This is a genomic window from Methanimicrococcus stummii, assembly GCF_032594435.1.
GTDB classification, from domain to species: domain Archaea; phylum Halobacteriota; class Methanosarcinia; order Methanosarcinales; family Methanosarcinaceae; genus Methanimicrococcus; species Methanimicrococcus stummii.
Map to the genome: position 1 here is coordinate 588,599 of NZ_CP131062.1, position 13,349 is coordinate 601,947.

The window sequence follows — 13,349 nt, forward strand, 5'->3', positions numbered from 1 at the left end:
ATTATTCGATAAATATAAAGGCTGCACGAAAAGTGAGTTAAATTATGGACTTTTCGGACAAAGCCTTCCCAAATAAAACCTTTTTATAACCTAAGTAATGTTTACACTCCTATTTCTTAAAATCAATTTACATTTAGAAACAGGAGATTTATTTTTATGACCGGCTCTGAAATTCCGAAAGAATATAACGCCGCCGAAATCGAAATCAAATGGATGAACGCTTGGGATTTATCCATGTATCATTTTGACTGGGCTGACAACACAAGACCGCAATATATTATTGATACGCCGCCGCCGTACCCGACGGGAAATTTCCATATCGGCAACTCTCTCAATTGGTGTTATATCGATTTTGTCGCGCGTTACAAGCGCATGCGCGGATTTAATGTGATGTTTCCGCAAGGCTGGGACTGCCACGGATTGCCGACGGAAGTCAAAGTCGAAGAAACGCACAAAATCACAAAGAATCAAGTGCCGCGCGCGGAATTCCGAAAAATGTGCGAAGAAATGACGCACGGAAATATTATCAAAATGAGAGACACGATGAAGAGGCTCGGGTTTTCAAACGACTGGAGCAACGAATTCATCACAATGGAGCCGTCTTATTTTGTAAAAACACAGCGCTCATTCTTGAAAATGCATGAAATGAATTATGTTTATCATGAAGAGCATCCGGTCAACTGGTGCCCGCGCTGCGAAACCGCAATCGCGCTCGCCGAGGTTGAGTACAAGGAAAATGTCTCAAAACTCAATTTCCTTTATTTCACGCTCGCCGAAGATGCAAACGAAAAAGTTCACATCGCAACATCGCGTCCCGAACTTCTTTGCGCCTGCGCAGCCGTTGCCGTTAATCCCGAAGACGAAAGATACGGCAAATTCGTCGGAAAAGAGCTTATTGTTCCGATTTTCGGACAGAAAGTGCCGATTATCGCCGATGTCGATGTTGATGCGGAATTCGGAACCGGCGCCGTTATGATTTGTACGTTCGGTGATAAGCAGGACATTCGCTGGACGAAAACGCACAATTTGAAAATTACAAAAGCGATTGACAGAAACGGAAAGATGACGGCTGCCGCCGGCAAGTATGTCGGAATGAGCATTCCAGAATGCAAAGCCAACATTATTGAAGATTTGAAATGCGATGGATTCCTTTACGAACAGCAGGATTTAGATCAAAACGTCGGTCTCTGCTGGCGCTGCAAAACACCGATTGAGATTCTTTCCGAAATGCAGTGGTTCGTTAAGGTCAAACCCGAAGAAATTCTCGCCGGCGCCGACCAAATCGAATGGATTCCCGAATACATGAAGGTCCGCCTTGAAAACTGGACGAACACGATGGAGTGGGACTGGTGTATTTCCAGACAGCGCATTTTCGCAACACCGATTCCGGTTTGGTATTGCAACAAATGCAATGAGATTTTGATTGCCAAGGACGAATGGCTTCCGATTGACCCGACGCAGGAAAAGCCGCCGGTTTCATGCTCTTGCGGCGCAAACGATTTCCACGGTGAGACGGACGTTTTTGACACCTGGATGGACTCGTCGCTGACGGCGCTTCATGTCAGCGGGTGGGACAGCGAACACGAACTTCGCCTCCCGACGCAGCTTAGACCGCAGGGACACGACATTATTCGAACGTGGGCGTTCTATTCAATTCTCAGAGCCGAAGCGATTGAAAACAAGATTCCGTGGGAGACGATCATGATTAACGGCATGGTGCTCGGTCCCGACGGTCACAAGATGAGCAAATCACTCGGAAACATCATTTCTCCCGAAGACGTTTTGGTCGAACACAGCGCGGACGCTTTCCGCCAATGGGGCGCGCTCGGCGGCAGTGTCGGATCGGATGTCATGTTCCGCTGGAACGATGTCGTTTCCGCATCCCGATTGATTCAAAAATTGTGGAACATTTATCGTTTCTCGCTTTCAAATATGGACGGATTCGGCAAAGCGGAAGCCGGTTCATTTGATTTATCAAAATTGAAACAAATCGACAACTGGCTCATTTCAAAATTGAACGGCTTGATTGACGAAGTCACCGGCGCGATGGAAGCCTGCAAATTTGACGACGCTTTTAAAGCGATTCGTGTTTTCGCCTGGGATGTTTTGGCCGACAATTATATTGAGCTCGTCAAAGGCCGTTTGTACGGTGACGATTCGGATGGCAAGAATGCAGCTCGCTTCACGCTTTTTACAGCCGTCTCAACGCTGACCAAACTGCTTGCGCCGTTTACGCCGTTCCTCGCAGAAGAAATGTATTCCAGAGTCGGTGAGGGAAGTGTTCATCAGCAAAGCTGGCCGGCAAAGATTGATGGTCTTCCGGCAGATGCCGAAGAAAAAGGCGAACTCATCAAAGGCATTACAAGCGCGATTCGCTGCTACAAATCCGATAACAAGATGGCGTTAAACGCGCCATTGAAAAAGATTGAGATTTACAACGCGGCTGTTGATGCCGCTGACATTTCCAATACGGTCACTTCTCCGACGGATTTGATTGAAGGCGCGCCCGAATTTGAATATATTCCGGTTGAAGTCAAACCCAACATGGGAATGCTCGGGCCGATGTTCAGAGACAAAGCCGGCGCGGTAATCGGTGCATTGAAAGCGCTGCCGCCGAAAACGGCCGAAGAAATGAAAGAAGCAGGAATTGTCGTTGTCGATGTCGCCGGCGAACAAATCGAACTCGACGCTGACGCGATTGAAATTAAGAAAGAAATGGTTTCCGCCGGCCGTGAAGTTGAAATCCTTCACGTCGATGAAGCGGTTGTCGTGATTGTGAAATAATCGCAATCACTTTCTTTTTTATTTTTCTTTTATTCTATTTTTTATTTTGTGTTTGTTACTGTTATCTTGCTGTTTTTGTTTGCCGCTGCTACCTTACTGTTTGTGTTGCTGTTTGCATCTGCTTCTTATCACATCCGCTCGCTTCGCGAGCGTGGCACGGCTACCTTTCTTTTTCCGTTTCCGCTCTGTGTTGCCGCCGCCGCGCGCGTGTTGCTCCATTTTCGATTAATTTTTGAAAAACAAGGATTCGTTTTTCAAAAATTAATCGAAAAACCCAATCTGTTTTTTCCAAAAAATGAATCGAAAATCTGAACCCCGTTTTCTTTTTAATTGTCATTTTATTATCGAATTTGTCACGCATTTTCGCCGTTTTTGGGGTTATCTATAAATACATGTCCGATAAAGTTTGGAACGTTTTTCATGATTATTCATTGACGAGAGGTCCGTCATGTCCAAAGTTACAAAAGTTTTGATATTACTCAACGATATGGTGTATGAAAGCACGGCGCCGCAGCATGCCTTGCGTTTTGCGCGCTGTTACAGAAAACGCGGAATTGATGCCACGATTCTGATTTGGGGCCCGATGGGGGCGATTTTAACCAAAAAGAATAAAGTCGGTACTCAAAACTATGACGAAAAGATTCAGGAATGCCTGGATCTCGGCGTCAAAATCAAATGCTGCGAACTCGCGGCATCCATCATCGGCATGATGCCGGATGAAATGATTCCGGGAACCGAAATCATCACCACAAAAGAGCTGACCAACACCTTAATCGAATACACGGAAGAAGGCCAGTTGATAATGTATGTTTGATTGAATCAAACATTTTTTCTTTTTCGTTTTTTTAATTGTTTTCATCGTTTAATTTCGGTTATTGCAGTTTTTGTTTATTTCATTTTATTTTTCGTTTAATCATTTATTTCAAAATCGCAAAGAGACCGATACATATTTTAAACTCATATCTGTTTTTTTAAGTAATAATTCTTGAATTAATTTTAAAATCATTTCCGGAGACCATATTTATGTCAACAGCTGAAAAATTAACCGCGGATGAGCAGGCGCTTCTTGAAAAAATGATTTCGGGCGAAATCAATTTACGCAAAATTGAAGAACATTTGGATAAAGACGGCTCGGCCAAGCTTCGCCGCGCGTTTTTGGAAAACCAAAGAAACGTCGAATTGGATCACGTTTCCACCTATTCGTTTGACACCGAAGCGGTCGCCAAAAAGAATATTGAAAATTTTGTCGGCGCCGTTCAAATTCCGCTCGGCGTTGCGGGAATTCTTAAAATCAATGGCGATTACGCCAAAGGCGATTATTATTTGCCGCTTGCGACAACCGAAGGCGCATTGGTGGCAAGCGTAAACCGCGGCTGCTCCATCATTACGAAATCCGGCGGCGTGACCGTCCGCGTGTTTAAAAATATGATGACAAGAGCGCCCGTTTTTAAATTTAACAGTCTGGAAGAAACCAAAGACTTTTACGACTGGATTTTGCTTCCCGAAACTTTTTCCAAAATGAAAAAGGCGGCGGACGCAACTTCCCGTTTTGGCGAACTCTTGGAAGCTCAGCCGTTTGTCAGCGGCAACAATGTCCACGTCCGCCTCGGTTTTGACACCAAAGACGCGATGGGCATGAACATGATTACAATCGCGTCTGAAGCGATTACAAAGCTCATCGCCGACGAAAAAGGCGTTCCCTGCATTTCGCTTTCCGGAAACATGTGCACCGACAAAAAACCGACCGCGATTAACGCGATTCTCGGCCGCGGTAAAACCGTGATTGCCGAAGCGCGTTTGTCGGCGGCTTTTATCGAAGAAACGCTCAAATGCACGGCGGAATCCATGTTTGATGTCAATTACCGCAAGAACTTCATCGGCTCAATGAGAGCGGGCGCGCTCGGATTTAACGCGCACGCGGCAAACATCGTCGCGGCCGTTTTCCTTGCCTGCGGTCAGGATCCGGCGCACGTTGTTGAAGGTAGTCTTTGTATTACGGAAATGGATTTGGCCGACAACGGCGATCTCATTTGTTCCGTCACGATGCCGGCTGTTGAAGTCGGAACCGTCGGCGGCGGCACGTCCATTGCAACGCAGCAGGAATGCTTAAAGCTGCTCGGCGTGGCCGGCGCAGGCGCGGTGCCCGGCGAGAATGCGCTTGCTCTCTCGGAAATCGTGACAGCGGCTGTTTTGGCAGGCGAAATCTCGCTTATTGCGGCGCAGGCGGCAGGACATTTGGCGCGCGCGCACGCCCAACTCGGGAGATGATTCCTCCCGAATATTTTTCATTTTTTCTCAAACGATTTTCACTTTTTTTCAAACTTTTTTCGTTTTTTAAACGGCTTGTTATTTTTTGGTTCATTTTGTATTGTTTTATTGTTATTTTTATTTTAAATTCGTGTTACTCTGTTGGCAAATATTTATATTCTATGAATTTTGATTAAGATTTCGTAATACTTTTAAATCAAAAGTTAATAAATTTATGAAAAATAGGTACAATTTTTCACACCGTTTTATTTTGGTGTTCAAATGATTCAAAAAGAATATTTATTGAAAGGATTGGACTGCGCCAACTGCGCCGCAAAAATTGAAATCGCCGTCGGTAAATTGGACGGCGTTTCGGAAGCGACAGTCAATTTTGCGACGGAGACGCTCATTGTCAATCTTAAAGAAGAGTATGCCGGCGACATTTTGCCGAAAATCGAAAAAACCGTTCACTCAATCGAATCGGATGTTACGGTTTCCGAAAAAATAAAACGCCGAAGTCCGCCCAAAGAATACCTCTTAAAAGGTCTCGGCTGCGCCAACTGCGCCGCAAAAATTGAAACGGCCGTCGGCAAATCGGAAGGCGTTTCGGAAGCTTCGGTTAATTTCGCGACCGCGACGCTGACGGTTCGATTCAAAGACAACAGCGTCGATCTTTTGCCCGAAATCGAAAAAATCGTTCATTCCATTGAATCTCATGTCGAGGTTTTGGAAAAAAACAAACGAACCGAATTTGAAACCGTCAAAACATGCCGGGACGCCTGCTGTGAAACCGGCGCGGTGTCCGAATCCGAATCGTGTGAATCCGATCCGGAAATGAAATGTGAAACGAAGTTCGAAACGAAATCCGAGAAATCCGATACAAAAAATTCCGGTAAAAACAGCAGATTTTCCGCATTTCAATTCATTGACAAAAAAAGAGCTGCTCGAATTATCATCGGCGCGCTTGTTTATTTGCTCGGCATTTTGATTCATGTTTCTCACGATACGACTCTGCCGCTTCTTTCAAATCTTGAAATCATTCACGGAACGCCGGTCGAATACATCGTTTTCATCATCGCTTATCTGATTATCGGCGGCGACGTTGTTTACAAAGCTGTTCGCGGCATCCTTCGCCGCGAGTTTTTCGATGAAAATTTCCTGATGACGATTGCAACGCTTGGCGCGTTTGCGCTCGGCGAATATACGGAAGCCGTCGCCGTGATGCTTTTCTATCAAGTCGGCGAACTTTTCCAGGAAATGGCCGTCAACCGTTCCCGCAAATCCATTTACGACATGATGGACATCCGCCCCGATTACGCGCACAAAATCACCGATTCAGGCAGCGGCGGATATGAAACGGTTTCGCCTTACGACATTGAAATCGGCGATGCTATTCTTGTCAAACCCGGCGAAAAAATCCCGCTCGACGGAACGATTTTGTCAGGCGCGTCCATGCTTGACACGTCCGCGCTGACGGGTGAGTCCGTTCCGCGAACCGTTCGCGAAGGCGATGCCATTCTTTCCGGCAGCATTAACAAAAACGGAACCTTGACAATCCGCGTCGATCAATTGTTTGAAGAATCTACGGTTTCCAAGATTTTGGATTTGGTTGAAAATGCGGCGTCTAAGAAGGCGCCGACCGAGAAATTCATCACACGCTTTTCCAGATATTATACGCCGCTCGTGACACTGGCCGCCGTTTTGATTGCCGTCATTCCGCCGCTTGTTCTTCCTGGCGCGACGTTTGAAGATTGGATTTACCGCGGCTTGGTTTTCCTTGTGATTTCCTGTCCTTGCGCGCTTGTGATTTCCGTTCCGCTCAGCTATTTCGGCGGCATCGGCGCCGCTTCCAAGAAAGGCATTCTTGTCAAAGGCAGCAACTATTTAGAAGGTTTGACGCAAGTCAAAACCGTCGTGTTTGACAAAACCGGGACGCTTTCAGAAGGCGTTTTTGATGTTGTTCGAATTGACAGGTCGACCGGCTCGACGCTTTCCGATGACGAACTGATGACACTCAGCGCCGCCGCCGAATCTTATTCAAATCATCCAATCGCGCATTCGATTGTCAAAGCAGCTGAAAAATCCGGCGGCGTTGTTTCAAACGTTTCGGAACACACGGAATATCCGGGACTCGGCATCAAAGCTGTTTTTGAAGGCAAAACAATTGCAATCGGAAACTTGAAATTGATGGCGCAGGAAAACGTTTCCGTTTCCGATTTGCCGGAGGCGGGATCTGATGTCGAAACGCACATTTATGTCGCCGTTGACGGCATTTTCGAAGGCCGTATCTCGATTTCCGATAAGATAAAACCGGACAGCAAGGATGCGCTGGCGCGCTTGAAAAAGTCCGGTGTTGAAAAAACGGTGATGGTAACAGGCGATACCGATAAAGTCGGCCGCGCGTTTGCCGCCGACCTCGGACTCGACGATGTTTATACAGAACAGCTGCCGCATCAAAAAGTCGAAGCGCTTGAAAAGATTGAAGCGGAAACGAAATCGGTGAATCCGAAATCCAAAGTCGCTTTTGTCGGCGACGGTATCAATGACGCGCCCGTTCTCACGCGCGCGGACATCGGCATTGCCGTCGGTGGTGTCGGTTCCGACGCGGCGGTTGAGGCGGCAGATGTGGTTCTCATGACCGGCGATCCGATTCAGCTCGCCGACGCGTTTGACATCGCGAAAAAGACGAAGTCGATTGTTTATCAAAACATCATTTTCGCGCTCGGCATCAAAGCCGTTTTCATGATTCTCGGCGTTTTCGGAATCGCGACCATGTGGGAAGCGGTTTTCGCCGATGTCGGCGTCACGCTGCTTGCCGTTTTGAATTCAATGAGACTTTTGAGATTGAAATAAATCTCAAGTCTCATTTATTTTTCTAAGATTCGTTTTTTAAAATTCAGAGTTCAAATTCGCATCAACAGCTCAATATTCTCCGGTGTTATAAATCCTAACTAATTAAACAAAACAAATTGAATAAATATTCATCTGTTTTTAAAAAGTGTAGATTCAAAACAAAAAAGGATTTGATTAATCATCGGAAATCCAAACATATCCGACATTATTCATGTTTGAAACGCCGCTGTTTTTAATCGTGAACGACGTTTCTTTGTCATTGATTTTGACGGTGTATTCTCCGTTTTTTAAATCGCCGGCGTTTGCGATTTCAAAAGTATAGACGGAAATGACGGACATGAACGGAATCGCTTCGGAATCTTTTGTAAATTTTTCTTTTTCGGGAAGCGAAATCGTGTACAAACCGCTTTCATTCAAGCTGTTTGAAATTGTCACGTTTTGAGCGTCAACAGAATAAACGGGTCCGACACCGGTCGAAACTTGGACGGCGGCTTTTATTTGCTCCCCGTCTGAAATCAATTCAATGCCGTCGACGCGAGCCGAAGTGTAACAAGACAATTCGCCGTCTTCAAAAATAAAGGATCCGATTTTTGTTTCGTTTTCAAAAAAGGTGTACATGATTTCTTTTTCAAACAATTCTTCCGAACCGATATTGATGACAACCGTGCCGGATGATGTCGAAGAATCGGAGTTTTCTTCTTTTTCTTTAAGCGGAAGATTGATTTTAATATCGCTGCCGATAATGTCGCTTGTCACGTTTGCTTTATCCGCTTCATAATCGCCGTTGTCAATCGTATATGAAATACGGCAAAGAATGTCGCCGTTGTTTTCATAACAAGTTGTTCTGGCGTAAACGCGCGGGTCATTCTGCTCGGCATTTTCCAAACTGCCGGGAAGCATAAAGACAGAAGCGCCCAATAAAATTGCGAAAAACAAATAGTATAAACATTTTCTCATATTGATTCAAAAACTACTATTATATTATTGTATATATAACTTCTTCCGATTTCCGGTTTTTTTCAAAAAATGATTCTTTTTGAATGAATCCGTTTTCGATTTTCATCATAAGAGCGTTTTTAAAAAAGTGCCGAATAATTTTGCCATTTTCAGCGAATGCTTCGAAAGCATCAGTTTTTGAATCAAAACGGAAGGATGATCCATGTCGCCGTATTCGGTAATCAAATTCAGAATTTCGGGATCATTCATTTCATTGAAAATTTTGTTCATTTCTTCATCGGTCAGCTTCATTCTATAATTATGAACCCGCATTCCGATTTCAAATTCGCGGCCGAGTTCTTTTTTCCAGCGTTTTTCATATTCCGCCATTTTCTTCTCGGAAAAATCGTTTTCGGCAATTGCTTCCGCTGCGACTTTCGCCGCGATTTTCGCCGCCACCGCGCCCGTGTAAATGCCGCCGCCGGAGACAGGTTTGCATTGGCCGGCCGCATCGCCTGTAACCATCAGTCCGTTCGCGTAAGTTTTTTTCATCGGACCGATCGGAATGCCGCCGACAACAAAATCGGTTTGGCCGGTTTTTATTTTTTCAGAAATCACGGGATTCGTTAAAAGATGAATTAAATAATCGTAAGCCGGTTTTTCAATCAATTTCGGATCAACCGCCAAACCAATTCTTGAAATATTTTCTGAAACCGGAATCGACCACGCGAAAAATCCCGGCGCTTCCCGGCCGACGAACATTTCAACAAAATCAGTGTCTTCCGAACGGTAATTCGCTTCAATTTGAATGCCCGATAAAATTTTTTCACACGGCGCAAGCCCGGCAAAACTCGCTGTCCGACTTCTGACGCCGTCGGCCGCAATCACAATTTTGGCATAATACGTTTGAATTTCGCCGCTGTGAATCACTTCAAGCGCTTTGACTTTCACATCGCCGCTGTCATCTGCAAAAACACCGTCCGTTAAACCGACAACTTGCGCTTTTAACAAATATTTTGCGCCGGCGTTTGCCGCAATTTCCGCAAGCCTTCGGTCAAACATTTTTCTTGAAACGACATAAGCTTTCGTTTCCTTGCCGACGATTTTTAATTGTTTTCCGGACGGCGGATACACTTTCGCGCCTTTTACGGAATTTAAAACAAAAGCGGCGCTTGTTTTGATTTCCTCTTCCATGCCGGTTTCCCGAATCGCGGCAGCGCTGAGAAGGCCGGCGCATTGAACGGGCGTTCCGATGCTCGCGTTTTCCTCGATGACCAAAACACGGTCGATGCCGTAAAGTTTCGCGTATCGTGCGGCGGTCGATCCGGTCGGGCCGCCGCCGACGATAATCAAATCATAAATTTCGGTTTCGGAAATCAATTTAATTCTCCGTTTTTGATTTTTCGTTTCGTTTTATCTCGGCTGTTTCTGCTCGGGAAGATACGGAAGCGGCATCGTGTTGACCAAAAGAGAAGCGTTCACGTATTTCGCGCGTTCCAAAAGCAGTTCTTTGCCGGCTTGCGTGAGCGCGATGAGCGGGACGGACGTGCCGACCTGGAGCAGCGGCGTGACATCGCGCAGGCAGCGAGACGCGCAAAGCGTAATGATGTCCGCGTTTTCCGCCATTGTTTTGGAATCTTCTCCGGAAAGGCCGGTTGTGTGAACGCCGATGATGACAAAAGACGCGCCGTCCGTTTCTTTTTCAAAATTTCGAATCGCGGCCGCAGTTTTGGCATTCGTCGTTGTCACGGCGATTTTTTGATAACCGAGTTCGGCCGCCTTTTTCGCGCCGGCGAGTGAATCGATGACGGCGGTTTTTTCATCTAAAACCATGCCGTCCCGATCTTTGATTTTTTGAATCGTTTCGGGAATCGGCGACGTTTCGACAAGACCTGACATTCTCGCGCCCATGCCCTGAACCAAAGACGGATTGGCGGTAATGACGGTTCCCGCGCCGTCACAAACGCTGACGGACGCGTCAATGATGCCGTGCTCAAGGCCGGACATCATCGTCTCGGACGCGCCGAAGCCGACGAAATCTTCAAAATCATCTAAGAGACGGTTCGGCGTGAAAAGACCGAATTTTTCAATGCGGAATTCCATGTTTTCCTTGATTTTCTCGGGCGTGATTTCTTTGATGCCGCGCGCTTTTTCAAAAAGGGAGCACCATTTGATTTCGGGCTCCGATACTTCGACAACTTTTCCGTTTTCAACGACGACGCGCGCGTTTCCGACCATTTCCATAACATGACGCATAATTTTACCTCTCCGCTCAAAAATAAATAAAAAACGTGATATTAACAGATAATCCTTAAAGAACAAACCATTTATCATTTTAAAAATGTTTCGTCGGCTTTTGATTTTATTTTCGCGGCGGATTCGGCGGCGAAGTTTTCAAAAACAAGGCGCAAAATATTAAATATTGAATCTCGTACCCCCAATGAAAATAAAATTTATTCATTATTTATTTGAAATTTATAAAACATTTATAAAAATTGATTTAATTTTAATCCGTGATATTATGAAATATGCAGAACGAATTGAAACCCTTCCGCCGTATCTTTTTGCTTCGATTGACGAATCCAAACAAGCTTTGATTCAAAAAGGCGTTGACGTGATTGACTTAGGCGTCGGAGACCCCGACAGACCGACACCGAAACACATCGTTGACTCCATGGTTGCAGCCGTTCAGGATCCGTCCAACCATCAGTATCCGTCTTACACCGGCATGCTTGCGTTTCGAGAGGCGGCCGCCAAATGGTGCAAAGAATCTCGCGGCCTTGACTTTGATCCGAAAACGCAAGTCTTGTCTTTGATCGGCTCAAAAGAAGGCGTCGCCCACGTTCCGCTCGCGTTTGTCAATCCGGGAGACGTTGTTCTTTGCCCGAATCCGGCTTATCCGGTTTACGAAATCGGCACGAAATTTGCCGGCGGAATTCCCTACGACATGCCGCTTCGCGCAGAAAACGATTTCCTGCCGGATTACGAAGCCATTCCGAAAGACGTTCTTGCCAAGACGAAAATGATGTTTATCAATTACCCGAACAATCCGACGGGCGCGGTTGCCGACAAAAAATTCTTTGAAGAAACCGTTGAATTCGCCAAAGAAAACGATATCTTGGTTGTTCACGACAACGCGTATTCCGAAATGGTTTATGACGATTACAAAGCGCCGAGCTTTTTGGAAGTTGACGGCGCGGAAGATCTCGGCATCGAACTTTATTCCATGTCCAAAACCTACAACATGACCGGCTGGCGCCTTGCGTTTGCCGTCGGCAGCAAAGAGATGATTGCAGGCTTCGGCAAGGTGAAGGCAAACATCGACTCCGGCGTCTTTGACGCGGTTCAGCGCGCGGGAATTACGGCGCTCACCTCTTCTCAGCAGTGCGTTTCCGACATGAACAAAGTCTATCAGGAAAGACGCGATGTTCTTGTCAAAGGTCTTGCTTCCATCGGTTTGGAAGTCAAGCCGCAGAAAGCGACGTTTTACCTTTGGTGTCCGGTTCCGGAAGGCACGAACTCGATGGACTTTGCCAAGCTCTTACTCGAAGACGCAGGCATCGTCGCAACGCCCGGTGTCGGCTTCGGCAGCGCAGGCGAGGGCTATGTCCGCTTCGCGCTCACCAAGGAAGTTGACCGCATCAACGAAGCGGTTGCTCGAATGGATAAAATCAAAATTTAATTTTAATTCATTTCGTATGAATCGGAAGCTTCCGATTCTTTCTTTTTTTATTTTTCAGATCTGTGACAAAAAATGCATCAAAAAGAAGTTTTTCGGTTTAAACAGACGATTGTAACGATTTTGGCGGACAAGGCCGATTTCATTGAAATCGCGAAGGCGGAGATTCTCAAGAGCCGCTTGGTTATTGAAAATTATATCGGCGTAAATCCTTTTTTTGAAATGACGCTTGAGGCTTATGAGTTTGATGAAACCGCGCCGTCTTTAATTCAAAAAATGATTGAAGCCGGCAATACTTTTGGCATCGGCCCGATGAGCGCGGTTGCCGGAACGATTGCCGAAGCCGCGGTTTTGAAAATGAAAGAATGCGGCGCGTCTTTTGCACTCGTCGATAACGGCGGCGACATCGCGATTTACAATACGGAAAATCGGCCGGCGGTCGTCGGCGTTTACGCGGGAAACAGCGCGGTTCAAAATTTGGGCTTTTCAATCGAGCCTTCCGATGAGATTCTCGGCATTTGTACATCATCGGGAACGGTCGGCCCTTCGATCAGTTTCGGAAAAGCCGATGCCGCAATTGTTTTTTCAAAGAACGTTTCGCTTGCCGATTCGGCGGCGACGGCGCTCGGAAACGCGCTTAAAGAAGGCGGCGCGGAAAATATTGAAAAAGCGCTGCCGGCGGTTTCAAATATTTTCGGAATCGACGGCGCGGTTTTGATTCAGGGCGAAAATATCGGAATGGCCGGCAAGATTCCGAAAATTGTGAAAGCCGACGTGGATTACGATATTATCACGAAAGGCTGATTCTTTTTTTTATTTTTATTTTTATTTTTTTAATTTTACTTTTGTT

9 protein-coding genes are annotated in these 13,349 nt (G+C 46.0%); 6 read left to right on the forward strand and 3 right to left on the reverse strand.

Annotated features, from left to right (window positions below; genetic code table 11):
- Nucleotides 1-156: 156 nt before the first annotated feature.
- The 4 genes from MmiEs2_RS02900 (at nucleotide 157) to MmiEs2_RS02915 (ending at nucleotide 7,884) form a co-directional block, all read left to right on the forward strand.
- Complete coding sequence (locus tag MmiEs2_RS02900; RefSeq protein WP_316559937.1) at nucleotides 157-2,784, forward strand: valine--tRNA ligase; 2,628 nt, start codon at nucleotides 157-159, stop codon at nucleotides 2,782-2,784.
- 448 nt (nucleotides 2,785-3,232) lie between these two features.
- Nucleotides 3,233-3,598 (forward strand): DsrE family protein, encoded by a 366-nt coding sequence (locus MmiEs2_RS02905; protein WP_316559938.1) that lies wholly within the window; start codon nucleotides 3,233-3,235, stop codon nucleotides 3,596-3,598.
- Nucleotides 3,599-3,807: 209 nt separating this feature from the next.
- Nucleotides 3,808-5,052 carry a hydroxymethylglutaryl-CoA reductase (NADPH) gene (hmgA, locus tag MmiEs2_RS02910; RefSeq protein ID WP_316559939.1) on the forward strand — a complete coding sequence of 415 codons (1,245 nt, stop codon included), beginning with the start codon at nucleotides 3,808-3,810 and terminating at the stop codon, nucleotides 5,050-5,052.
- Between the two features lie 261 nt (nucleotides 5,053-5,313).
- Nucleotides 5,314-7,884: a heavy metal translocating P-type ATPase gene (locus tag MmiEs2_RS02915; RefSeq protein ID WP_316559940.1), complete on the forward strand. Its 2,571-nt coding sequence runs from the start codon at nucleotides 5,314-5,316 to the stop codon at nucleotides 7,882-7,884.
- A gap of 174 nt (nucleotides 7,885-8,058) precedes the next feature.
- Here MmiEs2_RS02915 and MmiEs2_RS02920 read toward each other — a convergent pair whose 3' ends face one another.
- The 3 genes from MmiEs2_RS02920 to MmiEs2_RS02930 all read right to left on the reverse strand — a co-directional run bounded on the left by MmiEs2_RS02920 (nucleotide 8,059) and on the right by MmiEs2_RS02930 (nucleotide 11,076).
- Nucleotides 8,059-8,841 carry a hypothetical protein gene (locus MmiEs2_RS02920; protein WP_316559941.1) on the reverse strand — a complete coding sequence of 261 codons (783 nt, stop codon included), beginning with the start codon at nucleotides 8,839-8,841 and terminating at the stop codon, nucleotides 8,059-8,061.
- Between the two features lie 105 nt (nucleotides 8,842-8,946).
- Nucleotides 8,947-10,200, reverse strand: coding sequence for a geranylgeranyl reductase family protein (locus MmiEs2_RS02925; RefSeq protein WP_316559942.1), 1,254 nt, complete (start codon nucleotides 10,198-10,200; stop codon nucleotides 8,947-8,949).
- A 33-nt stretch (nucleotides 10,201-10,233) separates the two neighbouring features.
- Complete coding sequence (locus tag MmiEs2_RS02930; protein ID WP_316559943.1) at nucleotides 10,234-11,076, reverse strand: methanogenesis marker 8 protein; 843 nt, start codon at nucleotides 11,074-11,076, stop codon at nucleotides 10,234-10,236.
- Nucleotides 11,077-11,341: 265 nt separating this feature from the next.
- Here MmiEs2_RS02930 and MmiEs2_RS02935 point away from each other — a divergent pair, with 265 nt between their 5' ends.
- A complete protein-coding gene (locus MmiEs2_RS02935; protein WP_316559944.1) occupies nucleotides 11,342-12,502 on the forward strand; it encodes an LL-diaminopimelate aminotransferase in 1,161 nt (386 codons plus the stop codon).
- A gap of 72 nt (nucleotides 12,503-12,574) precedes the next feature.
- Complete coding sequence (locus MmiEs2_RS02940) at nucleotides 12,575-13,303, forward strand: UPF0280 family protein (RefSeq protein ID WP_316559945.1); 729 nt, start codon at nucleotides 12,575-12,577, stop codon at nucleotides 13,301-13,303.
- Nucleotides 13,304-13,349: the final 46 nt, after the last annotated feature.